Below are 23,214 nucleotides of genomic sequence, written 5' to 3' on the forward strand. Positions count from 1 at the left end.
GCCCGTCGGCATCTCCGCCGGACCGAAGGCTCCGCCTTCAGCCGGCCTCGCCGTTCAGGCGTTCGCGCATTTCCTTCCCCGTCTTGAAGAACGGCACGGACTTTTCGTCAACCTCGACCTTTTCGCCGGTGCGCGGGTTGCGCCCCACGCGCGCCGGCCGGCTCTTGACCGAGAAGGCCCCGAAGCCGCGCAACTCCACCCGGTCGCCGTTGGCCAGGGCCTCGACGATCTTGTCCAGGATGGTGTTGACGATGTTCTCCACGTCCCGCTGATAGAGATGCGGGTTCCGCGCCGCGATGCGGCTCACTAGCTCAGACTTGATCATCCGCCCCCTCGCCCTGTCCGGAGTCTCGCCCACTGGCCGGGCTCGTCGGTGGACGAGCACCCGGCGGTCGCCTCCATGCGCTCGACCGGCGGCGCCATGCACCCCGATGACAAGGCGCGGCGGCCGACCGGGCGCCGGGGGAATTGTTATTGAACGTCCGATAGTTGAGGTTGCCAAACCGAGACGAGGCCGTCAAGCGGCGGAACCGAGGGCAGGATCGACGCCGGCAGCCCGAGCGCCCGGGCGGCCGAGGCCAGAGCCTGCCCGCCGAAGCCGGCGATGTCGAACTCGCGCTCGGGCCTCCAGTCGACCACCGGCAGGTCGCGGGGCACGCCGCGGGCCTTTTCCAGCCAGTCGATCGCCTCGTCCTCGCTGCCGATCGCGTCCACGAGCTTCAGGTCCATGGCCTGGCGGCCGGTGTAGACGGAGCCGTCGGAGAGCCGGAGAGCGACCGCCCGGTCGAGCTTGCGCCGCTCGGCCACGATGTCGACGAACCACTGGTAGGTGTCGTCCACCATGCGGGCGATCATCTCGCGCGCGCCGGGCGTCTCGACGGCCTCGAAGGGCGATGGTTCGGCCTTGAGGGGCCCGGACTTCACGCTGCGGACGGTCACCCCGAGGCTGTCGAGGAGACCCGCGACGTTGCCATACTGGAAGAGCACGCCGATGGACCCGGTGATGGACGTGCGCTGGGCGACGATGTGGTCCGCCGCGATCGCCGTCATGTAGCCGGCGGAGGCCGCGAGCGTGCCGAGCGTCGCCACGGTCGGCTTCCGGTCGGCGAGAGCCCTCAGGGCCGTGTAGAGCCCCTCCCCTCCCGTGGTGGACCCGCCGGGGCTGTCGATCGCCACGACCACGCCGCGGACCCGCTCGCTCTCGCCGATCTCCTCGATCATCTTGAGGACGTCCCGGTCGGCCAGGATGACGCCGCTGACCGTGATCCGGGCGATATGCGGGACGCCGGACCGCGGCCCGGACCAGGCCATCAGGCCGGCCACCCCGACGGCGAGAGCCGCCACCAGGAAGGCGGCCGCCCGCCAGAAGGCGATCTTGCGCTGGGCGCGGCGGCGGTCGACGACGACATCGGCATCAAGAGACATGGCGGGACAGGCTCCACTCGCTGTCCGGCGGGTATACACCGGCGAGGCGGGGGCGGGCCAGCGGGCAGGACGCGGCGGATTACGGCTGAGGGGCGAAGTAATTCCGCCGGTGCGGATTGTATTCCTGAGCAGCCGACGGGCGTCGACCTGAAAATCAAAAGGGCGCCGCACGAAGCGACGCCCTACTTGATGCCGCTCTTCGAAGAAGAGTACAGCATGGCCAGCTTCGACGAGGAAGCCAGTCTTAGCCCCCTGACCCGAGTGCGGGTGGGGTACTGGCGAGTATCCATCCAGCCCCCACCCGCGTCAAGTATGAATGCTCAGGCAACTCTGTCAGTCCGCGCAAACAGGTCCGCATTATGCTTTCGTCATGAAAACCCGATCGCATCCAGGATGCGACTGAGCCCGATCGCCGGCCCGCCGAAACCGGCGGACGACGACAAAGAAAACGAACCAATAAAATCCGGAGAAACCGTTCGGATCTTGCGACGACGTCGCCCGATCCCGCGTAATCTCCGTCTCGACTTCAAGCCCCAGGTAATGTCCGGATGGCCCGTCGCCGTCGTTGATGAGATAAATAAAACATAAAATTGGCTCTTTGCTCAATCGGTTCGGCGCGATACGTCCCGGGTCTCTTTCGTTAAGATGAACGGTTATGATTAACGTGACGCCGGCCATCGCGAATACGGCGGATCGCGGCGCAGCATGCTGCCGTGGCGGTTCTGTCCCGGCGCAAGCCCGCGCACGACGAAACGCCGGCCGGTGGGGGGTCGGGAGGCGATCGAGGGAGTTGGTCCTCGGCGGCCGGCCCTGAAGCGGCGCGCCCCGGCGCGGGACACAAAAAAAGGGCCCGCCGAAGCGGGCCCCTTCACGATCGGAAGCGGAGGTCCGGCGAGCCTCGCGGGCTCGCCAGGTCTCACTCCTCGCCGCCCTCCTGACGGGCCTTGAGGGCCGCGCCGAGGATGTCGCCAAGCGAGGCGCCCGAGTCGGACGAACCGAACTGGGCCACGGCCTCCTTCTCCTCGGCGATCTCGAGCGCCTTGATGGAGAGGCCGACCTTGCGGGTCTTGCGGTCGAACTGGGTCACGCGGGCGTCGATCTTCTCGCCGACGGCGAAGCGCTCCGGGCGCTGCTCCGACCGCTCGCGGGACAGATCGGCACGACGGATGAAGGCCGTGATGTCGGTGTCGACGATCTTGACCTCGAGACCGGCGTCCTTGACCTCGATCACCTCGGTGGTGACCACCGCGTTGCGACGCAGGTCGCCGGCGGTCTCCAGCGGGTCGTTGCCCAGCTGCTTCATGCCGAGGCTGATGCGCTCCTTCTCGACGTCCACGTCGAGAACGACGGCCTTGACCATGTCGCCCTTCTGGAACTCCTCGATGACCTGCTCGCCCGGACGGTTCCAGTCCAGGTCGGACAGGTGGACCATGCCGTCCACGTCGCCGTCGAGGCCGATGAAGAGGCCGAACTCGGTCTTGTTCTTGACCTCGCCCTCGACCACGGACCCGGACGGGTGCTTCTCCAGGAAGGCCTCCCACGGGTTCTGCAGGGTCTGCTTGAGGCCGAGCGAGATGCGGCGCTTGACCGGATCCACCTCGAGCACCATCACGTCCACCTCCTGGGAGGTGGAGACGATCTTGCCCGGATGGACGTTCTTCTTGGTCCAGGACATCTCCGAGACGTGGATCAGGCCCTCGATCCCCGGCTCCAGCTCCACGAAGGCGCCGTAGTCGGTGATGTTGGTGACCCGGCCGTGGAACTTGACGCCCACCGGGTACTTGGCCTCGATGCCGTCCCACGGATCCGCCTCGAGCTGCTTCATGCCGAGCGAGATGCGGTGGGTCTCCTGGTTGACGCGGATGATCTGCACCTTGACCTGCTGGCCGATGGACAGCACTTCGGTCGGGTGGTTGATGCGCCGCCAGGCGATGTCGGTCACGTGCAGCAGGCCGTCGATGCCGCCGAGGTCCACGAACGCACCGTAGTCGGTGATGTTCTTGACCACGCCCTCGACCACCTGACCCTCTTCCAGGCTCTGGACGAGCTCGGAGCGCTGTTCGGCGCGGGTCTCTTCCAGGACGACGCGGCGCGACACGACGATGTTGCCGCGGCGCTTGTCCATCTTGAGGATCTGGAACGGCTGCGGGGTGTGCATCAAGGGGCCGACGTCGCGCACCGGGCGGATGTCCACCTGGGAGCGCGGCAGGAAGGCGGTGGCGCCATCGAGATCGACGGTGAAGCCGCCCTTGACCTGGTTGAAGATGTGGCCGACGACCTTCTCGTTCTTCTCGAAGGCGACTTCGAGACGAACCCAGCTCTCCTCGCGGCGAGCCTTGTCACGGCTGAGGACGGCCTCGCCGAGCGCATTCTCGACGCGCTCCAGGTAGACCTCGACCTCGTCGCCGATCTTCAGTTCGCCGTCGCGGGCGCGGGCGCCGAATTCCTTCAGCGGAACGCGGCCTTCCACCTTGAGGCCCACGTCGATGACCGCGAGGTCCTTCTCGATGCCGACGACGGTGCCCTTGACGACGGCACCCTCGATGACGTCCGAGGCGGTCAGGCTCTCGGCGAGAAGGGCGGCGAAATCCTCACGGGTTGGGTTCTGCAGTGCCATTGAAACTCCTGGTGCCGGAAGACCGGCTCGCGTCGGCGGGGCAAGCGTTGCGACGGGTCTCGCCTGTGCGGCTCCGGACGGATCCGGACGGCCCACCGGGATGCGATGGGTGCCGACGCAGTTCGCCGAACGGGGCGAAACCAAAATGGAAAGCCGCACCGGCGGCCGGAAAGCCGCCCGTGAAGCGCGCGTGGTATAGATCATCCCCTCATCGGTGGCAAGCCGCAGGTCGCGCTCGGCGGGCCGGTCGCCGGACAGACGGATCGTCCTTGGAGCATTCTCCGATCAAGTTGCACGACTTGATCGCCGAGAGATTGCTCCAGCTTTTTGATCTGGAGCGATTTCTTGTCGACCTGACGAGTCCGTCAGGTCGGAAAGCGCTCCAGGACAGGCGGCCCGGACCGAGGTCAGGGCGTCCGGCGCGCCTCGATCACCGCCAGGGCCGCCGCGAAGGCGGCGTCGCGGTCGAGATCGCTGGTGTCGAGGATGACGGCGTCGTCGGCCGGCTTCAGGGGCGCGACGGCCCGGTTGGAATCGCGGGCGTCGCGCTCGCGGATCTCGGCGAGGATGCGCTCGAAGTCCGGCGCGCGCCCCTTGGCGGCGAGTTCGTCGGTGCGCCGGCGCGCGCGCACCTCCGCGCTGGCGGTCACAAAGAGCTTCACGTCCGCGTCCGGGCAGATCACCGTGCCGATGTCGCGGCCGTCGAGGACGGCGCCCTCCGGCCGGGCCGCGAAGGCGCGCTGGAAGTCGACGAGCGCGGCCCTGACCTTCGGGTGCACGGCGACCCGGGAGGCGAGCTCGCCCGCCTCCCGGCCCCTCAGGTCGTCGCGGGCGAGATCCTCGGCCGTCAGGGCCAGCGCGACCGCCCCGGCCGCCTCCGGATCGTCCAGGTCGGCCCCGGCGTCGGCCATCAGCCGGCCGATGGCCCGGTAGAGAAGGCCCGTGTCCAGGTAGGGAAGGCCGTAGTGGGCGGCGAGGCGCTCGGCGAGCGTGCCCTTGCCGGCGCCGGCGGGCCCGTCGATGGCGATCCTCATGCGGCCCGGTCCTCGTCCGCCCGGAAGCTGGCGCCGGCGTCGGTCATCAGGCTCTCGAAGGTCGGGAAGGAGGTGGCGATCATGGCGGCGTCGTCCACGGTCACCGGCGACTGGGCGACGAAGCCGAGGATGAGGAAGCTCATGGCGATGCGGTGGTCCAGGTGCGTGGCGACGAGGCCGCCACCCGGCACCGGGCCGCCGCGCACCACCAGCCAGTCCGGCCCCTCCGTGCAGTCCACCCCGTTGACCTTGAGGCCGTTGGCGACGGCGGAGAGCCGGTCGGACTCCTTCACGCGCATCTCCTCCAGGCCGCTCATCCGGGTCTCGCCGGCGGCGGTGGCCGCCGCGACGGCGAGGATGGGGTATTCGTCGATCATGGACGGCGCCCGGCTCGCCGGCACCGTGACGCCCTTCAGCTCCGCGGACCGGACCCGCAGGTCGGCGAGCGTCTCGCCGCCGGTCTGGCGCTCGGCCACCACCTCGATGGCGGCGCCCATCTCCAGGAGGGTCTCGATGAGGCCGATGCGGGCGGGGTTCATGAGGACGCCCTCCACCACGATGTCCGACCCGGGCACGATGGTGGCGGCGACGATCGGGAAGGCGGCCGACGACGGGTCGGACGGCACGGTGATCGCCTGCGGCTTCAGCTCCGGACGGCCCTCCAGCCGGATGGTGCGCACGCCGTCCCGATCGGTGTCGATCGAGATGGCGGCCCCGAAGCCGGCGAGCATGCGCTCCGTGTGGTCGCGGGTGAACACCGGCTCCACCACGGTGGTCAGGCCGGGCGTGCCGAGGCCGGCGAGAAGGACCGCGGACTTCACCTGGGCGGACGCCATCGGGACCCGGTAGGTGACCGGCATCGGAGCGGCGGCGCCGCGGATCGTCAGCGGCAGGCGGTCGCCGGAGCGGGCCAGCACCTCCACGCCCATCTGGCGCAGGGGATCGAGCACCCGGCCCATGGGGCGCTTCACCAGGGAGGCGTCGCCCGTGAAGGTGACGGCGATCGGCTGGCTCGCCACCAGGCCCATGCAGAGGCGCACGCCCGTGCCGGCGTTGCCGAAGTCGACCACGTGGGTCGGCTCCAGAAGCCCGCCGACGCCGACGCCGTGGACGCGCCAGCGTCCGGTCTCCTCGCGCACGATGGTGGCGCCGAGGGCCCGCATGGCGTTGGCGGTGTTGAGGACGTCGTCGCCCTCCAGGAGGCCGTCGATGGTGGTCTCGCCGACCGCAAGGGCGCCCAGCATCAGCGAGCGGTGGGAGATGGACTTGTCCCCCGGCACCCGCATGCGGCCGGAGAGCGGACCGGATCGGCCGGCGGACAGGGGGCGGGCGGCGGCGTGGGAACCCATGGCGGGACTCTTCGTGTCAGGCCGGCCTTCGCCGGCGGGGTTTCAGGCCGGCCTTCGCCGGCGGGGTTTCGAGCCGGCGTCGGCCGGCGGGGCTCGTGAACCGGTATCGGCCGGCGGGTCGGATTGCCGGTCGCTCTAGCACAGGGCCGGCGCGCCGTCATCCGCGGGCGGCGCGCGGACCCGGCGCGGGCCCGCCACCAATTCGTCTTTGACAGGGTGTCGGGGAGCGTCTATGTCCGATCCCCGAATCCCAGCCCTTCCCCCGTCTAATTCTTGAGGTCAAGCCCGTGGCGAAACCGGAACTTGGGACCAAGCGCCTCTGCCCGAGCTGCGGCGCCAAATACTACGACCTGAACCGCAGCCCCATCCTGTGCCCGCGCTGCGGCGCGCCCTTCGACCCGCATCTGATCGCCAAGGCGCGTCCGTCGGCCGCGGTCGCCGACGAGGATGCCGAGGACGAGGAAGAGGACATCGTCGAGGCGGGTCCGGAGTTCGTGTCCCTGGAGGACGCGGAGGACGCGGACGGCGACGACGTGCCCGACATCGAGGACGCGGAGATCGAGGACGACGCCGAAGTCGACGACACCTTCCTGGAGGAGGACGAGGAAGACGAAGGCGACGTGTCCGACATCATCGGCGACGTGGAGGACGAGGAGGAGCGCTGACCGCGCGCCGCCCGTCCGGGCGCTTCCTGGCCGTCAGGGCCATCGACGAATCCCCGCAAGAGCGCGAGCGACCCTCGCGCTCTTTTTTCTTGCGCCGGATCAGCATCGTGGCCCTGTCGAAACCCGGGGGAGCGCTGGCGGGCGCGGCCGGGCGGGAACCGGCGCCGCCGGGATTCCTGCCGTTTTCCGCCGGGCCCGGGGCCGATTGGGTCGACGGCGAAAAAAGGACTTGATCGGCGATCCGTTGCTTCGTATATCCCGGCGCGTCGAGCCGGTACCCAAACCGGCGGCGCCGGAAACGGCGAGCGACGTTGAAGCCGATCCCTCGGGACCGGCGACCTCGAGTGGGGCCATAGCTCAGTTGGGAGAGCGCTTGAATGGCATTCAAGAGGTCAGGGGTTCGACTCCCCTTGGCTCCACCAACCTCCCTTCCGCACTGACGCCGCATCCGGCGAACGCACCCACCCGCGAAGGGGTCTCCGCCTTCAGAGCGTCTTTGGGCACGCTTCTGTCGTACGACCACATGTCACCGGCCGTCCCTCGAGGGACGGAGCCGTACGTGATCGCCGCCCAAGTACCGTCCGCTCCGAGTGCGGGAGCGGCCAGAATCGGGACAACGCCCCGATCGTCAGGTGAAAGCGGCTCCGGAAGCTGCCTGGGCACCGTCGGTTGGCACCGGGCGGTCGGGCGCGAGGGACAACGAACAACCGGTCCCGATCTGCATCCGTCGGATCAGGCCGGCCAATTGCTATGTAGGAATTGAATGTTTAATGTCCCGGCAATCGCGCCCGGGGACATCATGAACGCACGCGTGGATCTGGATCTGGCCCGGAACCCGGGTTTCGAACTCGCCCTGAAGGCGATCGTGCTTCTCGCCCTCTTCGGCGTCGCGGCGATCCTGATGTCCGTGCCGTTCGGCCAGATCGCCCTCAAGATCCCGCTGAACTACAACGAGGGCTACAACGCCTATCACACGGCCGCGGTTCTGGCCGGCACGCCGCTCTATCCGGATCTCGACGCGCTCGTCACCAACAACTACCCGCCGCTCTCCTATTACGCGATCGCCCTGGTGACGCTCGTGGTGGACGACCCGCTGGTCGCCGGGCGGGTGCTGTCCGCTCTCAGCCTCCTCGTCACCGCCGTCAATCTCGGCATCGTCACGCGGGCGCTGACGCGCAACGGCTACGTGGCCCTGGCGGCGCCCCTGGTGCTCCTGATCTACGCGGGCATGTGGTTCAACAACTACACGGCCATGAACGACCCGCAATGGTTCGGCCACGCGCTGCAGATGGGCGGTCTCGCCGTGCTGGTGACCGGCTCGACCCTGGTGCCGGGCGCCGGGCGGCTGGTGGTGGCGACCCTTCTGCTGTTCGCCGGCGGGCTCGTGAAGCACAACCTGGTGGTCATGCCGCTCGCGGTCGCGATCTGGCTCGCCATCCACGACCGGCGCGCGCTCCTCGTCTTCTGCCTCACCGGCGCGGCCGCGACGGTGGCGAGCCTGCTGGCGGGCTGGCTCGCCTACGGCCCCTCCGTGTTCCGCAGCGTGCTTCTGCACGCCCGCGTGTTCGATCCCGGCCTCATGAAGCGCATGATCGGCGAACTGGCGGAGGCGTTCGCGCCGTTCGGCATCGCCGTCGCCGTCCTGGCGGTCCTCCGGTGGCGCGATCCCGGGACACGGCTGATCCTCCTCGTCTACGCGGTCGGCCTCCTGGTGGGGGTGCCCGCCCTCGGCGGCGAAGGCGTCAACTTCAACGCCCTCTTCGACGTGGTTCTGGCCACCGCGGTGTCGCTGATGATGCTCTCGGTCGTGATGGGCGAGCACCTGGCCATGGCCGGATACGCGCCCGGGACGGCCCTCGCCCTCATGACGGCCCTCCTCTGCGCGCCGCTTCTGGCCGGCACCACGACCGCCAACGGCGCCCACAACCACTGGCGCTGGGTGGGCGCGCGGGAAGCCCACTACGTGGACCTCATCGACAGCCTCGCCAGAACGGACGGGCCGGTCGCCTGCCACATGCTGTCCATGTGCTTCTGGGCCGGCAAGCCTCTGGAGCTGGAGTTCTTCAACTACGGCCAGAAGCTGAAGACCGGCCGGGTGACGCCGGACCTGCTGATGGAGCGGATCCGCACCCGCTACTACGGCCGCCTCCAGCTGCAGGACGACTTCTTCGACAAGAACCTGGTGCCCGAGGCGCTCGAGCAGGCGATCCTGGAGAACTACACCATCGAGCGGCGCTTCCCCTCGCTGGTCCTGGTGCCGAAGACCTGACGGCGACCGGCGACCCCAGCGGCCGACCCGGCGGTCCGGGGATGTCGGCGGCTTAACGGCGAATTCATGCCATCTGTTCTATGGATTGTCGGACCCATCCGACAGGACGACGATCCGCATGACGATGCCGCAGCTCGCGCGCCGGACCGCGCCGCCAGACGCTTTCGCGCCGGTCGAGGACGTCGGCTCCGACCTGCCGCTCGTGGTCGACGTGGACGGCGCGCTGGTCCGTTCGCCCCTTCTCCACGAGGCCGTGCTGCGCCTGGCGTCGGACCAGCCCCGGTCCGTGCCGCACATGCTGCTCTGGGCCTTCAAGGGCGCCCGCCGGCTGGAGGCGGAGGTCAACGACCGCCTGGGTCCGCTCGACGACGTGCCGCTCCATCCGCGCGCGGAGGCGGAGATCCGCGCCGCGGTCGCGGCGGGGCGCCGGGTGCTGCTCGCTTCCGCGGCCGACCGGCGCCAGGTGGAGGCGCTCGCCCGGCGCCTCGGCGCGGCGGGCGTGCTCGACACCTCCGGTCATGGAACCGCCGTCGAGGCGGCCGCCGACGCGCTCGGTCCGGGGCGGTTCGACGCCCTCGTCCGGTTCGAGGGCGCCGCTTCGGTCCGGCGCGGGGCACGAACGCTGCTCTTCGTGCGTGACGACGGCGACGACACCGGCGCGCCCTCCCCGACGCGGACGCGCGCCCTCGCCGTCGTGCGGGCGCTTCGAACCCATCAGTGGGCCAAGAACGCCCTGGTGTTCCTGCCCGTCGTGCTCGGCCACGCCCTGTCGGCCTCCACCCTGGCGGCGGCGGGCCTCGCCTTCTTGTGCTTCTCGCTGGCGGCGTCGAGCGCCTATGCGCTCAACGACCTCCTGGACCTCAAGTGCGACCGGGCGAGCCCGACCAAGCGCCGGCGGCCGTTCGCGTCCGGCGCCCTGCCGGTCGGCCAGGGGGCGCTGATGGCCGCCGGCCTGCTGGCGACCGCCGTCACCGTGGCGGCCATCGCGCTGCCCGCCGCCTTCCTCGGCCATCTGGCCGTCTACATGGCGGCCACCGTCGCCTATTCGACCGTCCTGAAGCGCAAGGTGTTCGTGGACGTGGTGACGCTCGCGGGGCTCTATGCGCTGCGGGTGCTCGGCGGCGGGGCGGCCACCGGCGTTGCGGTGTCGGACTGGCTCCTGATGCTCTGCCTGTTCCTGTTCCTCTCGCTCGCCGTCGCCAAGCGCTACGCCGAACTTTCGGCGCGGGAGCGGGAAGGCCGGGCGCCCCCCGCCGGGCGCGGCTACCGGTTCGAGGACATGCGGCTGTTGCTGCCGCTCGCCGCCGCGTCCGGCTACCTGTCGGTGCTGGTGGTGGCCCTTTATCTGAACGCCGACCAGGTGGAAATGCTCTACGCCCATCCGGACGTGCTGCGGATCACCTACGTGGTGCAGCTCTACTGGGTGTCCCGGGTCCTCTTCCTGGCCAACCGCGGCGAGCTCAACGAGGATCCGGTGCTGTTCGCCCTGCGGGACCGGATCAGCTGGCTGTGCGGAGGCGTGATCCTCCTCCTGATGCTTCTCGCCCTTTGACGCGCGGACCGGGAGGGCCGGCCTCCGGCCCTCGACGGGGTCCTGGACCTCGAGGCGGGCGCCGGAGCGTCGGACCGGTGATCCCGGCCGACGAGCCGGGGCGGAGCCGCCACTGAAGGAAACGCCGAGAAGGAACGGTGCAGGCAGCGAAACGGGCGGCGGATCCGCAGCCGAATCGTCAGTTCCACCGGCTCCGCTCAAGTTGCTGCCCGGCAACATATGGTGACTTTACAATTTATTTATCCTATTGTCCGCCGCGGTCCCCGGCCGTTGCTGCCTCGCATCTCGTCGCGCGTGCGCGGAACCGGCCACTAGCATCGTGGAGACTCCATGCGGGTCAGTCATGCCACACCGTCGGAAGGTCGGGTCTTTCCGCGCCTGGACGAGCGACTTCCCGCCGTCGCGGGTCCGTCGCGGACCGGCGCCGGCGCTCGGCACCCCGGGCGCCGGTCCCTCGGCCCGGTCCGCCGGGCCTCCGGCTAGACCCGCGGCCAGAATAGATTGTTGTCTTTGATTATTAAACAGAAACCCTTTGCCCTGCGCCCTTCGGCCGAACGTCGGTTCCGGACGGTGCGCGCCTCGAAGCTGACGAACCCATCGCGCGGATCCGGTTCCGCCGGGCCCCGGGGGCACGACGCGATCGTCTGAGCCGTGCTCGATCCGCCTCGCGGCGGACCCGCGTGCGGGCGGATACCCGCGAACTGTTAAGGACATCAGCATCATGGAAACGGTTCAGACCCGGCCTGTCGCGCGTGATCCGGTCACCGTCCCACCCGGCGGCGTCCTCGGCCGCGGATCCCCGACGGACGTGGCGACAGAGGCGGCGGCGCCCGGCATCCAGCTCTCCGTGGTGGTGCCGACCTACAACGAACGGGACAATGTGGGGGCGGTCGTCGCCAGCCTGGAGCGGGTCCTGGCGGGCATCGGCTGGGAGGTGATCTTCGTCGACGACGCCTCGCCGGACAACACGGCGGACGTGGTGCGCGGGCTGGCGCGCACGGACCGGCGCGTCCGGTTGATCTCGCGGCACAATCGGCGCGGCCTCTCGTCGGCCGTGGTGGAAGGCGCGCTCGCCGCCGCCGCGGACGTGATCGCCGTCATGGACGGCGACATGCAGCATGACGAGGCGGTGCTACCGGAGCTCTATCGCCGCGTCGCGTCCGGCGAGGCCGACGTGGTGGCGGCGAGCCGCTTCCTCGGCGACGGCGTCGAGGAGGGCCTTGGGACGGAGCGGCGGGTGAAGATCAGCAACACCGGCATCGCCCTCGCCAACCGGCTGTTCGGCCTCGACCTGACCGACCCGCTGACCGGCTTCTTCGCCATGCGCCGCGAGACGCTGAAGCGGGCCCTGCCGGACCTGTCCGCGCTCGGCTTCAAGATCCTGCTCGACGTCATCACGTCGGCCGAACCCCGGCCGCGGGTCGAGGAGGTGCCGTTCCGCTTCCGCGCGAGGGCGCAGGGGGAGTCCAAGCTCGACCGGCGGGTGATGTACGACTTCCTGCTGTTCTTCCTGGAGAAGACCATCGGGCGCGTCATCCACGTGCCGGCGCGCTTCCTGTCGTTCGCCCTCATCAACAGCCTCGGCATCCTGGTGCATCTGATGCTCCTGGTGCCGGCGCACGACCTGTTCCACGCCTCGTTCGTGACCTCCCAGCTGATCGCCACCGTGGGGTCGATGTTCTTCAACTTCACGGTCAACAACCTCATCACCTACAACGACGCCACCCTGAAGGGCCTGCGCTTCTGGCGCGGCTTCGTGATCTTCAGCCTGGTCTGCTCGGTGGGGGTGTTCGCCAACGTGGGCGTCGCCTCCATGATCCACGACGTCTACGCCGACCTCCTCTACCTGGTGCCGGCCATCGCGGGCGCGCTGATCACCGTGGTGTGGAACTTCGTGGCCACCAAGATGCTCGTCTGGGGTCGCGCGCCGTGACCGCGGGCGCGAGCCGTCCCTCAACCGGCCGCCGGATGGCGCCGCGCCCGTCCCGTTCCGGGGCCGGGCGGGGCGTCGGCGGTCGCACTCCGTCCGTTCAAGGATGCTCATGATGCCCCCTTCTCCCCCGACCTCCCGGTCCGCCGCGGACACGATCTGGACGCAGGCCAGGACCCGCGCCGTCCAGCACCAGCACCTCCTGAAGTATCTGGTGATCGGCGCCACCGCCTCCGGTCTCGACGTGGTGCTCTTCCTCCTCCTCTACAACGGCGCCGGAACCTCCGCGGTCGTGGCCCACTCGATCTCGGTGCCGACCTCGGTGCTGTTCAGCTTCGCGTTCAACGCGCGCCACAACTTCCGCACCACCGACCACGTGGCGCTCCGCCTCGCCTCCTTCGTGGTGGTGGCGACCATCGGCTACCTCGCCGGCTACGGGGTGATCGAGCTCGCCGCCTACGAGGGCCTCGGCGCCAACGCCGGCAAGATCCTGTCGCTGCCGGTGGTGTTCGCCATCCAGTATCTGCTCAACTCGCGGATCACCTTCCACAAGCCGAAGGTCCTCGATCTGGAATTGGAGAAGTCAGCCTCGTGAGCACACCATCCATCGGCATCATCGGGGGCGGCATCACCGGCCTCGTCGCCGCCTACCGGCTCGCCAACGCGGGTGCCAGGGTCACCGTCTTCGAGAGCGGCAGCGAGGTCGGCGGCCTCGCGGCGGGCTTCACCCTCGCCGGCCATCCGGTCGAGAAGGCCTATCACTTCCTCTACAAGACCGACGCCCACATCCTGTCGCTCGTGGACGAGCTCGGCCTCACGGACAAGCTGACCTTCCACCCCTCGTCCGTCTCCACCTATTACGACGGCGTGCTCTACCCGATGATGTCGCCGACGGACCTGATCCGCTTCACGCCGATCAGCCTCGCCGACCGCATCCGGGCGGGCGTGACCGTGCTCTACCTGCAGCGGGTGAAGAACTGGCGCAAGCTCAGCACCATCACGGCGCTGGAATGGCTGCGCAAGAACGCCGGCCGGCGGGTGACCGACGTGATCTGGGAGCCGCTCCTGCGCGGCAAGTTCGACCGCTACTACGACAAGGTCACCATGTCGTGGCTGTGGGGCCGCGTGAAGCAGCGCGTGGACAGCCGCGACCCGAAGATCGGCGAGGCGCTCGGCTATTTCGACGGCGGGTTCCGGGTGATCACCGACGCCCTCATGAAGCGGCTCGCGGAGCGCGGCGTCGACGTCCGCCTCGACACCCGGGTGTCGAGCCTGCGGAACGACGGCGGCCAGGTTGTCGTCGCGACCGGTTCCGGGGAGGAGCGCTTCGACCGGGTGCTGGCGACCGTGCCGAGCAACGTGCTCGCCGCCATGATGCCCGCCTACGAGGATCGGGACCCCGCCTACTTCCGCAAGCTCCGGTCGATCGACTACCTGGACGCCTGCGTCCAGGTGTTCGCCACGCCGCAGAAGATCACGCCCTACTACTGGCACAACGTGAACACGCCGAACGCGCCGTTCGTGGTCTTCCTCAGCCTCAGCAACCTGGTCGGCGCCGAGAAGTTCGGCGGCCTCAACATCTACTACATCGGCGACTATGTGCCCGCCGAGCACGAGTACATGTCGATGGATCCGGCCGATCTGAAGCGGCGCTGGTATGCCGAACTGAAGACGATCTTTCCCGAGTTCGACCCGGGACAGGTGGTGGACGACGCCGTGTTCCGCCTGCGCAACGCCCAGCATATCGTCGACATCGGCTTCGAGGAGAACAAGCTCCTGCCCTATCAGACCCCCTGCCCGGGCGTGCTGATGTGCAACTTCTCCCAGATCTACCCCATGGACCGCGGCACCAACTACGCCGTCCGCGACGGCAACGAGATGGCCGACCGCATCCTGGCGGACCTGGCGAGAAGCCCCGCCGAGGCCGCGGCCGCCCGGCCGGAGCCGGTGGTCGCGCGGATCTGACCGGGAGTTCACGAACCGAGGGGTCGGCGCGGCGAGCGCCGGCTCCTCTTCCCGGCGGTCAGGCCGGCGCCGGCCTCGCCGCGCTTTCAGCCACCGTCACGCCGCTTCATGAACAAATCGACGGCGGACCGGCGGCTCCAACGGCCGCACCGGCAACTTATTCCCTTCACCATCGAAAGTCTTCGTCCGCAGGCGTCAAGGAACCAACGCCCGCCGCCACCGTTGTTCCGCCGTGACAACGTGAGAGGAAAGGCTTTCATCATGAAGAAGACGGCTACCGTTCTCGCCGCCCTTATGGTTTCGTTCGCCGCCTCAGCGGCCTCTGCTCAGGAAGGCACCGTCAGCGGCGCCGCCGGCGGCGCCGTCACCGGCGCCATCGTGGGCGGTCCGGTGGGTGCCGCGGTCGGCGGCGTCGCCGGTGCCGCGCTCGGCTCCATCGTGGCTCCGCCCGAGGCCGAGGTCCGCGAGTACGTGGTCCAGCAGCAGGTTCCCTCGGTCCAGGTGCAGGAGCAGGTCGTCGTCGGCCAGCCGCTGCCGCAGACCGTGACGCTCTACGAGGTGCCGCAGTACACCCAGTACCGCTACGCCATCGTGAACAACCAGCGCGTCATCGTGGAGCCGCAGACCCGCCAGGTGATCCAGGTGATCGAGTAAGCCCAAGCGGCGACGGGATCCGAAGCGGTCGGCGCAACGCGCCGGCCGGAGCAAGGCCGGGTGACCCGTTCCGACGGGGCGCCCGGCTTTTTCTTGATATCGGAATGCCCTGAGATGCGATCAGGCCTGCGGCGGGGCCTTGCGCAGGTGCGTCTCGACCCGCAGGATGCGCCGGGTCAGCGACAGGGACGCCAGCACGCCCGGAACGCCCACCGCCGCCATCAGCACGTAGGTCGCCGTGTCGCCGATGCCGAGCAGGCCGCCGATCGCCCAGGCGAAGGCGAAGACGGCGCCCAGCATCTCCGTCACGATCAGGAGCGTCGCGCCCACGGCGGACAGGATTGCGTCGGTGCCGGAGAAGCGGGTGGTGTCGACGGGGATCTTGTTCGTGGACATGGAGGCTGATGGACCGGTCTTGAGCGCGGCCGCATGAAGGGGCCGGACGCGCTGGAAGTCAAGTGCGGCCGTGGCGGCGAGCCGCGGTGGCCGGGACGAAAAGGGCCGGCGCGGGATCAGCCCGCACCGGCCCTCGATTGTCGGGGATCGACGATCCGGGAGCCTCAGCCCTCGGCGCGCTCGTCCGCCTTGATCTCCTGGCCGGTCGCCTGGTCCACCACCTTCATGGACAGGCGCACCTTGCCGCGCTCGTCGAAGCCGACGAGCTTCACCCAGACCTTGTCGCCTTCCTTCACCACGTCCTTGACGTTCTGGACGCGCTGCGGGGCGAGCTGGCTGACGTGGACGAGACCGTCGCGGGAGCCGAAGAAGTTCACGAAGGCGCCGAAGTCGACGACCTTCACGACGGTGCCCTCGTAGACCGCGCCGATCTCCGGCTCGGCCGCGATGCCCTTCACCCAGTTCATGGCGGCCTGGATGGCCTTCATGTCGCTGGAGGCGAACTTGACGGTGCCGTCGTCCTGGATGTCGATCTTGGCGCCGGTCTTCTCCACGATCTCGCGGATGACCTTGCCGCCGGTGCCGATCACTTCGCGGATCTTGTCGGTCGGGATCTTCATCACCTCGATGCGCGGCGCGAACTCGCCGAGCTCGGCGCGGGCGCCGGTGATGGCCTTGGCCATCTCATTGAGGATGTGCTCGCGGCCGCCCTTGGCCTGCTCGAGCGCCACCTTCATGATCTCCTCGGTGATGCCGGTGATCTTGATGTCCATCTGCAGGGAGGTGATGCCCTGGGACGTTCCGGCCACCTTGAAGTCCATGTCGCCGAGATGATCCTCGTCACCAAGGATGTCCGACAGGACGGCGAAGCGCTCGCCTTCCTTGATCAGGCCCATGGCGATGCCGGCGGTGGCGGCCTTCAGCGGCACGCCCGCGTCCATCAGCGCCAGCGACGAGCCGCAGACGGTGGCCATGGACGAGGAGCCGTTCGACTCGGTGATCTCCGACACCACGCGGATGGTGTAGGGGAACTCGTGCTTCTCCGGCAGCATCGGCCGGATGGCGCGCCAGGCGAGCTTGCCGTGGCCGATCTCGCGGCGGCCCGGGGAGCCCATGCGGCCGGTCTCGCCCACCGAATAAGGCGGGAAGTTGTAGTGCAGAAGGAAGTTCTGCTTGTAGGTGCCTTCCAGGGCGTCCACGAACTGCTCGTCCTCGCCGGTGCCGAGGGTCGCGACCACCAGGGCCTGCGTCTCGCCGCGGGTGAACAGGGCCGAGCCGTGGGCGCGGGGCAGGACGCCGACTTCGGCGACGATCTGGCGGACGGTCTTCAGGTCGCGGCCGTCGATGCGCAGGCCCGTGTCCAGGATGTTCCAGCGGACGATCTTCGCCTGCAGGTCCTTGAAGACCGACGCCACCTGCTCCTTGGAGAACTCCGGCTCCGCGCCCTCGGGGAAGAAGGCGGCCATCACCTTCGCCTTGGCGGCGTCGACGGCGGCGTAGCGGTCCTGCTTGCGGGTGATCTTGTAGGCGTCGCGCAGATCCGTCTCGGCGATCTCCAGCATCCGCTGCTCGATGGCCGAGAAGTCCGGGGCGGTGAAGTCGCGCGGCTCCTTGGCGGCGCGCTCGGCCAGGCGGATGATGGCGTCGATCACCGGCTGGAAGCCCTGATGGCCGAACATTACGGCCTTCAGCATGGTGTCCTCGTCCAGCTCCTTGGCCTCGGACTCCACCATCAGCACCGCGTCATGGGTGCCGGCGACCACGAGGTCCAGCTTGGAGTCGGCCATGGAGTCGACCGGCGGGTTCAGCACGAAGGCGCCGTCGATGAGACCGACGCGGGCGCCGCCGATCGGGCCCATGAAGGGGACGCCGGAGAGCGTGAGCGCCGCGGAGGCCGCCACCATGGCGAGGATGTCCGGCGCGTTCTCCATGTCGTGGGAGAGCGTCGTGACGATCACCTGGGTGTCGTTCTTGTACCCGTCCGGGAAGAGCGGGCGGATCGGGCGGTCGATCAGGCGCGAGGTCAGCGTCTCGTGCTCGGACGGACGGCCTTCGCGCTTGAAGTAGCCGCCCGGGATCTTGCCGGCGGCGAACGCCTTCTCCTGGTAGTTGACGGTCAGCGGAAAGAAGTCCTGGCCGGGCTTCGGCTCCTTGGCCGAGACGACGGTGGCGAGCACGGTGCTCTCGCCGTAGGTGGCCAGCACGGAGCCGTCGGCCTGGCGGGCGACGCGCCCGGTCTCGAGGGTCAGCGGGCGCCCGGCCCACTCGATCTCGACCTTCTGGATATCGAACATGGATCGTTCCTGTCTTGTCGTGGGATCCGGCGCCGCGGACCACGGGCAAGACGGCGGGACGCTTCGGGCCGGCGATCGGCGGCGAAGCGTCCGGCAATCCTGCCCCATGGCCGAACGCGCCGGGTGGCGGCGACGGGCCTCGATCCCGGTGCTCTCGACAGTCGGGGATCGGCGCTGGTCGCCGGTTCGGGGGTGTCCGCCGCGTGCGGAAACCGCCTGACGAACGCCCATAGCACGTTTTCGGCGCGAGGGCGTTCAAATCGTCCAAAAACACCGACGGGCGGAGCGCGACCGTGAAGGTCGCTCCCCGCCCGTCGAACCGTCAGCGGCGCAGGCCGAGGCGGCCGATGAGCGTCGCGTAGCGCTCCTCGCTCGACTTCTTCAGGTAGTCGAGCAGCTGGCGGCGCTGGCTCACCAGCTTCAGGAGGCCGCGGCGGGAATGGTTATCCTTGCCGTGGGTCTTGAAGTGCTCGGTCAGGTTGGCGATGCGCTCGGAGAGGATCGCCACCTGCACTTCCGGCGACCCGGTGTCGCCGTCCTTGGTGCCATAGTCCTTGATGAGCGCAGCCTTGCGCTCGGCCGTGATCGACATCGTCGGATCCTTCTAGGCTGGGTCGACCGCGCCGTCAGGCGGCGGTCAGGTTGAAGACGCGCCTCGGGTGGAGCTCGCCTCGCTCGACGTCCCCGAACGCGACGAGCTGCCCCTGGCAGGTCGCGTAGGCGGGTCCTTCGAAGGCGGGAGCGTCCCGTCCGCGCAAGAGAACCGGCTGGCCGGAGCGCAACCGGTTGGCGTCCGTCGCCGTCACGGCCAGGGCCGGGATGTCGTCCAGCGCGGTCTCGACGGGGCGGAGTGCGGCGGCCAGACGGCCGTCAGCCGGGTCCTCTTGCCAAAAGTCGCGCAATGTGTCCAGCGGAATCATGTCGGCTTCGCCGAAGGGGCCGACCGCCAGGCGCCGGAGCGCCGTCACGTGGCCCCGGGTGCCGAGCCGGCGGCCGATGTCGCGGGCGAGCGCCCGCACGTAGGTGCCCTTGCCGCATTCGGCCTCGAACACCGCCGTGTCGGCGTCGGGCGTCGCCACCAGGTCGATCCGGTGGATGGTCACCGGGCGGGCCTCCAGCACCACCTCCTCGCCGTCCCTCGCGAGGTCGTAGGCGCGCTCGCCGTTGACCTTGATGGCCGAAAAGGCGGGCGGCGTCTGCAGGATCTCGCCCTCGAACTCGTCCAGCACCGCGTCGATGTCGTCGGCGGTCGGCCGCGCGTCCGAGGTGGCGATCACCGGGCCTTCGGTGTCGTCCGTCGAGGTCTCCTCGCCCCAGCGGACCGTGAAGGCGTAGAGCTTGCGGCCGTCCTGCACGAACGGGACGGTTTTCGTGGCCTCGCCGAGGGCGATCGGCAGAAGGCCGGAGGCGAGCGGGTCCAGCGTGCCGGCGTGCCCGGCCTTGGAGGTGCCGAACAGGCGCTTGATCGCCCCCACCGCCTGGGTGGAGGTCATCCCCACGGGCTTGTCGAGCACGATCCAGCCGTGGACGGTGTTGGGCTTCTTCTTGCGGGACATGGGTGATCTCGTCGGTTCGCCCGGCCGGGATCGGACCGGCGCGCGGCGGATGCGGGATGGGCGCGCCTTGAAGAGGATCGCGCGGTCAGTCTTCGGCGGTCTCGTCGTCGGGCCCGAGGTCCTGGCGCACCTCGGGGCTGCGCAGGAGGGCGTCGATCCGGGCGCTCTCCTCGAAGCGGTCGTCGAACCGGAAGACGAGGTCCGGCGCGTACTTGAGATTGATCCGGGTGGCCACCTGGCCGCGGATCCACCGCTTGTTGCGCTCCAGGGCCTTCACGGCCGCCGCCGGGTCGCCGCCGGCGAGGGGGGTGACGAAGACGGTGGCGTTCTTCAGGTCCGGCGAGATGCGAACCTCCGGAACGGTGATCATCAGCGCCGTGACCGCCTCGTCCATGATCTCGCCACGGGACAGGAGGTCCGCGATGGCGTGGCGGATCAGTTCGCCGACGCGAAGCTGGCGCTGGGAAGGGCCGCGGGCGGTGTCCCGGCCACGGGAGGCGTGCTTGCTCATGGTCTCTCGATTCCGTTCGGGCCCCGGCGCGGTCGGCCGCCGGCCGGGCCGGCCTCGTCCCGCGGGCGTCGGACGATGCCGCGCCGCCGCCCTCGCGGGCATGCGGAGACCGGCTCACGTCGGCTGTTCGGGTCCGGGCCCGGGGTCGGGCGGCGCCGGCGGGGTCGTCCGCCGGGCGCCGTCCCGTCTGGTTCAGGCTCGATGCGCGGGCGTCAGAGCGTCCGCGCGATCTCCTCGACGCGGAAGCACTCGATCACGTCCCCGGCGCGCATGTCCTGGTAGTTCTCGAAGTTCATGCCGCATTCCTGGCCGGCGTGCACTTCCCGGACGTCGTCCTTGAAGCGCTTCAGGGTGCCGAGCTTGCCCTCGTGGATCACCACGTTGTCGCGGATGAGGCGGACGCTGGCGCCGCGCTCGACCACGCCTTCCACCACCCGGCAGCCGGCGACCTTGCCGACCTTGGTGATGTTGAAGATCTCCAGGATCTCGGCGTTGCCGAGGAAGGTCTCCCGGCGTTCGGGGCTGAGGAGGCCCGACATGGCCGCCTTCACGTCATCCACGAGGTTGTAGATGATGTTGTAGTAGCGGATTTCGATGCCGGACCGCTCCGCCGCCTGGCGGGCCTGGGCGTTGGCGCGCACGTTGAAGCCGATGATGGCCGCGTCGGACGCTTCCGCGAGGGTCACGTCGGACTCGGTCACGCCGCCGACGCCGCCGTGGATGATGCGGGCCGCGACCTCCTCGTTGCCGAGCTTGTCGAGCGCCCCGATGATCGCCTCCAGCGAGCCCTGCACGTCGGTCTTGACGACGAGCGGGAACTCCTTGCGACCGGCGGTCTGGAGCTTGCTCATCATCTGCTCGAGCGAGCCGCGGGCGCCGGACACGCGCTTCTGCATGTTCTCGCGCTTCAGGCGGATGCGGTATTCGGTGATCTCGCGGGCGCGGGCCTCGTTCTCCACCACCGCGACGCGGTCGCCCGCGTCCGGCGTGCCCTGGAAGCCCAGGACCTCGACCGGCATGGACGGGCCGGCGGTCGGGACGGTGCGGCCGTGGTCGTCGAGGAGCGCGCGCACGCGGCCCCACTCGGAGCCCGCCACCACGATGTCGCCGACCTTCAGGGTGCCGCGCTCCACCAGCACGGACGCCACCGGGCCGCGACCCTTGTCGAGCTTGGCCTCGACCACGATGCCCTCGGCGGCCCGGTCCGGGTTGGCCTTGAGCTCGAGCACCTCGGACTGCAGCAGGATGGCCTCGAGCAGCTTGTCGAGGTTCATCCGCTTGGTCGCCGACACCTCCACCTCGAGGATGTCGCCGCCCATGGACTCCACCTGCACCTCGTAGCGCAGCAGTTCCGTGCGCACGCGCTCGGGCTTGGCGTCCGGCTTGTCGATCTTGTTGATGGCCACGATCATCGGCACGCCCGCCGCCTTGGCGTGGGCAATGGCCTCGATGGTCTGCGGCATCACGCCGTCGTCGGCGGCCACCACAAGCACCACGATGTCGGTCACCTTGGCGCCGCGGGCGCGCATCGCCGTGAAGGCGGCGTGGCCCGGGGTGTCGATGAAGGTGACCTTCTGGCCGTTCATCTCCACCTGGTAGGCGCCGATGTGCTGGGTGATGCCACCCGCTTCGCCGGCCGCCACGTTGGCCTGGCGCAGGGCGTCGAGGAGCGACGTCTTGCCGTGGTCCACGTGACCCATGATGGTGACGACCGGCGGCCGGGAGACCGTGTCGGCGGCGGCGTCGGGGGCCGCGAACAGGCCCTCCTCCACGTCGGACTCCGACACGCGCTTGACCGTGTGGCCCATCTCCGTCGCGACCAGTTCCGCCGTGTCGGCGTCGATCACGTCGTTGATCTTCAGCATCTGGCCCTGCTTCATCAGCAGGCGGATGACGTCGACCGCGCGCTCGGCCATGCGGTTGGCGAGCTCCTGGATGGTGATCGCCTCCGGCAGCACCACCTCGCGCATGACCTTCTCGCGCGGGCCGGACTGCTGGGCGCGCTTCTCCTTCTCGCGGCGGCGGCGGAGCGCGGCGAGCGAGCGGGAGCGCTCGCCCTCGTCGTCCGTCAGCGCGGCCGTGATGGTGAGGCGGCCCTTGCGGCGGTCCTCCTCGGCGCGCTTGACCGGCGCCGGGGCCGGCACGCGCGCCTTCTTCACCGCCGAGGCGGCGGTGCGGCCGCGCGGGCTCTCGTCGTCCTCGTCGGCGGCGGCGGCCGGGGCGCCCGGGGTCGCGGCGGCGGCCGGCTTCGGCCGCGCCGGCGACGGGATCTCGATCACCGGCGGGCGCTTGGATTCGGTGCCCGTCAGGCGGACGGACGTGACGGCCGGCTCCGCGGCCGGCGCGGACGCGTCCGGGGCGGCGGCAGGCGCTTGGGCGGCGGGCTGCGCCGCGAGCGCCGGGGCGTTGGCGGCCCGTTCGGCGGCCTCCTCGGCGGCGCGGGCCTCGGCCTCGGCGCGAAGACGCGCCTCCTCGGCCTCGCGGCGGGCGCGCTCTTCCTCTTCTATCTTGCGGCGGGCCTCTTCCTCGACCCGGCGGCGCGCCTCCTCGGCGGCGCGGCGCTTCTCCTCGGCGTCACGGGCGAGGGCCTGGGCCAGCGCCTGCTGACGGGCCTCCATCTCGTCCTGCGACAGGGAGCGCAGCACCATGCCGCCGGCGTTGGGACGCCGGTCCTGCGGGCGCGGCTGGCCGCCCTGGTCGCGGCGCGGCTCGCCGCGCTGCGGCGACTGCTCGGCGCGGGCGGGCGCGGCCGTCTGGGACGGCGCCGGCGCTCCCTCGCCATGGCCGGGGCCGCGGCTCTTCTTCTTCTCCACGACGACAGCCTTCGTCCGCCCGTGGCTGAAGCTCTGCCGGACGGTCCCCTGCTCGACGGTGCGCCGGCCGAGGGACAGGGTCGCCTTCTTCGGGGCGACGCTCAGGGTCTTGTCGTCAGTGTTCTTCGTATCGCTCATACGTGTGCTCTATCCTCGCCGGTCAAGAGGCCTCGCATCCGCGCCC

General features: G+C 69.7%; 18 protein-coding genes and 1 tRNA gene. 8 read left to right on the top strand and 11 right to left on the bottom strand.

All coding sequences use genetic code 11. The features are described from left to right. Nucleotides 1-37 precede the first annotated feature (37 nt). The 5 genes from HND91_RS17875 to aroA form a co-directional block, all read right to left on the bottom strand. Nucleotides 38-325: an integration host factor subunit beta gene (locus HND91_RS17875; protein WP_181707965.1), complete on the bottom strand. Its 288-nt coding sequence runs from the start codon at nucleotides 323-325 to the stop codon at nucleotides 38-40. A gap of 146 nt (nucleotides 326-471) precedes the next feature. Next, nucleotides 472-1,425 (bottom strand): signal peptide peptidase SppA, encoded by a 954-nt coding sequence (sppA, locus tag HND91_RS17880; RefSeq protein WP_181707966.1) that lies wholly within the window; start codon nucleotides 1,423-1,425, stop codon nucleotides 472-474. A gap of 916 nt (nucleotides 1,426-2,341) precedes the next feature. Next, a complete protein-coding gene (gene rpsA / locus HND91_RS17885) occupies nucleotides 2,342-4,042 on the bottom strand; it encodes a 30S ribosomal protein S1 (protein ID WP_181707967.1) in 1,701 nt (566 codons plus the stop codon). Between the two features lie 407 nt (nucleotides 4,043-4,449). Further along, entirely contained in the window at nucleotides 4,450-5,076 is a 627-nt protein-coding gene (gene cmk / locus HND91_RS17890; protein WP_181707968.1) for a (d)CMP kinase, read from the bottom strand. After that, nucleotides 5,073-6,425 (bottom strand): 3-phosphoshikimate 1-carboxyvinyltransferase, encoded by a 1,353-nt coding sequence (aroA, locus tag HND91_RS17895; RefSeq protein WP_181707969.1) that lies wholly within the window; start codon nucleotides 6,423-6,425, stop codon nucleotides 5,073-5,075. The genes cmk and aroA overlap by 4 nt, the downstream gene beginning before the upstream one ends. Nucleotides 6,426-6,712: 287 nt before the next feature. Here aroA and HND91_RS17900 point away from each other — a divergent pair, with 287 nt between their 5' ends. The 8 genes from HND91_RS17900 (at nucleotide 6,713) to HND91_RS17935 (ending at nucleotide 15,460) form a co-directional block, all read left to right on the top strand. Beyond that, entirely contained in the window at nucleotides 6,713-7,090 is a 378-nt protein-coding gene (locus HND91_RS17900; protein WP_181707970.1) for a TIGR02300 family protein, read from the top strand. Between the two features lie 346 nt (nucleotides 7,091-7,436). Further along, nucleotides 7,437-7,512: transfer RNA gene (locus tag HND91_RS17905), tRNA-Ala, on the top strand. Nucleotides 7,513-7,889: 377 nt separating this feature from the next. Further along, entirely contained in the window at nucleotides 7,890-9,359 is a 1,470-nt protein-coding gene (locus HND91_RS17910; protein ID WP_181707971.1) for a hypothetical protein, read from the top strand. Nucleotides 9,360-9,477: 118 nt separating this feature from the next. Beyond that, nucleotides 9,478-10,911 (top strand): UbiA family prenyltransferase, encoded by a 1,434-nt coding sequence (locus HND91_RS17915; RefSeq protein ID WP_181707972.1) that lies wholly within the window; start codon nucleotides 9,478-9,480, stop codon nucleotides 10,909-10,911. Nucleotides 10,912-11,632: 721 nt separating this feature from the next. Then, complete coding sequence (locus HND91_RS17920) at nucleotides 11,633-12,844, top strand: glycosyltransferase (protein ID WP_181707973.1); 1,212 nt, start codon at nucleotides 11,633-11,635, stop codon at nucleotides 12,842-12,844. A 112-nt stretch (nucleotides 12,845-12,956) separates the two neighbouring features. Next, nucleotides 12,957-13,436: a GtrA family protein gene (locus HND91_RS17925; protein WP_181707974.1), complete on the top strand. Its 480-nt coding sequence runs from the start codon at nucleotides 12,957-12,959 to the stop codon at nucleotides 13,434-13,436. Further along, a complete protein-coding gene (locus tag HND91_RS17930) occupies nucleotides 13,433-14,806 on the top strand; it encodes an FAD-dependent oxidoreductase (RefSeq protein ID WP_181707975.1) in 1,374 nt (457 codons plus the stop codon). The genes HND91_RS17925 and HND91_RS17930 overlap by 4 nt, the downstream gene beginning before the upstream one ends. Before the next feature lie 261 nt (nucleotides 14,807-15,067). Beyond that, a complete protein-coding gene (locus HND91_RS17935; RefSeq protein WP_181707976.1) occupies nucleotides 15,068-15,460 on the top strand; it encodes a DUF1236 domain-containing protein in 393 nt (130 codons plus the stop codon). A gap of 120 nt (nucleotides 15,461-15,580) precedes the next feature. Here the strand turns inward: HND91_RS17935 and HND91_RS17940 are convergent, their stop codons facing one another. The 6 genes from HND91_RS17940 to infB all read right to left on the bottom strand — a co-directional run bounded on the left by HND91_RS17940 (nucleotide 15,581) and on the right by infB (nucleotide 23,168). Further along, nucleotides 15,581-15,856, bottom strand: coding sequence for a hypothetical protein (locus HND91_RS17940; protein WP_181707977.1), 276 nt, complete (start codon nucleotides 15,854-15,856; stop codon nucleotides 15,581-15,583). 164 nt (nucleotides 15,857-16,020) lie between these two features. Further along, nucleotides 16,021-18,150 (bottom strand): polyribonucleotide nucleotidyltransferase, encoded by a 2,130-nt coding sequence (gene pnp, locus HND91_RS17945; RefSeq protein ID WP_181707978.1) that lies wholly within the window; start codon nucleotides 18,148-18,150, stop codon nucleotides 16,021-16,023. A 322-nt stretch (nucleotides 18,151-18,472) separates the two neighbouring features. Continuing rightward, complete coding sequence (gene rpsO / locus HND91_RS17950; RefSeq protein ID WP_181707979.1) at nucleotides 18,473-18,742, bottom strand: 30S ribosomal protein S15; 270 nt, start codon at nucleotides 18,740-18,742, stop codon at nucleotides 18,473-18,475. Between the two features lie 34 nt (nucleotides 18,743-18,776). Continuing rightward, nucleotides 18,777-19,706, bottom strand: a complete 930-nt coding sequence (truB, locus tag HND91_RS17955) for a tRNA pseudouridine(55) synthase TruB (RefSeq protein WP_181707980.1) — start codon at nucleotides 19,704-19,706, stop codon at nucleotides 18,777-18,779. Nucleotides 19,707-19,791: 85 nt separating this feature from the next. After that, nucleotides 19,792-20,217, bottom strand: a complete 426-nt coding sequence (gene rbfA / locus HND91_RS17960) for a 30S ribosome-binding factor RbfA (RefSeq protein ID WP_181707981.1) — start codon at nucleotides 20,215-20,217, stop codon at nucleotides 19,792-19,794. Nucleotides 20,218-20,429: 212 nt separating this feature from the next. Further along, complete coding sequence (gene infB, locus HND91_RS17965; RefSeq protein ID WP_181707982.1) at nucleotides 20,430-23,168, bottom strand: translation initiation factor IF-2; 2,739 nt, start codon at nucleotides 23,166-23,168, stop codon at nucleotides 20,430-20,432. Nucleotides 23,169-23,214: the final 46 nt, after the last annotated feature.

The sequence above is a fragment of the Chthonobacter rhizosphaerae genome (assembly GCF_013839525.1).
In the GTDB taxonomy this organism is placed as follows: Bacteria; Pseudomonadota; Alphaproteobacteria; order Rhizobiales; family Pleomorphomonadaceae; genus Chthonobacter; species Chthonobacter rhizosphaerae.

Excerpts from the sequence above, each read along its gene's own strand:
- HND91_RS17875 (WP_181707965.1), bottom strand. The coding sequence starts at position 325 with ATGATCAAGTCTGAGCTAGTGAGCCGCATCGCGGCGCGGAACCCGCAT.
- sppA (WP_181707966.1), bottom strand. The coding sequence starts at position 1,425 with ATGTCTCTTGATGCCGATGTCGTCGTCGACCGCCGCCGCGCCCAGCGC.
- rpsA (WP_181707967.1), bottom strand. The coding sequence starts at position 4,042 with ATGGCACTGCAGAACCCAACCCGTGAGGATTTCGCCGCCCTTCTCGCC.
- cmk (WP_181707968.1), bottom strand. The coding sequence starts at position 5,076 with ATGAGGATCGCCATCGACGGGCCCGCCGGCGCCGGCAAGGGCACGCTC.
- aroA (WP_181707969.1), bottom strand. The coding sequence starts at position 6,425 with ATGGGTTCCCACGCCGCCGCCCGCCCCCTGTCCGCCGGCCGATCCGGT.
- HND91_RS17910 (WP_181707971.1), top strand. The coding sequence starts at position 7,890 with ATGAACGCACGCGTGGATCTGGATCTGGCCCGGAACCCGGGTTTCGAA.
- HND91_RS17915 (WP_181707972.1), top strand. The coding sequence starts at position 9,478 with ATGACGATGCCGCAGCTCGCGCGCCGGACCGCGCCGCCAGACGCTTTC.
- HND91_RS17920 (WP_181707973.1), top strand. The coding sequence starts at position 11,633 with ATGGAAACGGTTCAGACCCGGCCTGTCGCGCGTGATCCGGTCACCGTC.
- HND91_RS17925 (WP_181707974.1), top strand. The coding sequence starts at position 12,957 with ATGCCCCCTTCTCCCCCGACCTCCCGGTCCGCCGCGGACACGATCTGG.
- HND91_RS17935 (WP_181707976.1), top strand. The coding sequence starts at position 15,068 with ATGAAGAAGACGGCTACCGTTCTCGCCGCCCTTATGGTTTCGTTCGCC.
- HND91_RS17940 (WP_181707977.1), bottom strand. The coding sequence starts at position 15,856 with ATGTCCACGAACAAGATCCCCGTCGACACCACCCGCTTCTCCGGCACC.
- pnp (WP_181707978.1), bottom strand. The coding sequence starts at position 18,150 with ATGTTCGATATCCAGAAGGTCGAGATCGAGTGGGCCGGGCGCCCGCTG.
- rpsO (WP_181707979.1), bottom strand. The coding sequence starts at position 18,742 with ATGTCGATCACGGCCGAGCGCAAGGCTGCGCTCATCAAGGACTATGGC.
- truB (WP_181707980.1), bottom strand. The coding sequence starts at position 19,706 with ATGTCCCGCAAGAAGAAGCCCAACACCGTCCACGGCTGGATCGTGCTC.
- rbfA (WP_181707981.1), bottom strand. The coding sequence starts at position 20,217 with ATGAGCAAGCACGCCTCCCGTGGCCGGGACACCGCCCGCGGCCCTTCC.
- infB (WP_181707982.1), bottom strand. The coding sequence starts at position 23,168 with ATGAGCGATACGAAGAACACTGACGACAAGACCCTGAGCGTCGCCCCG.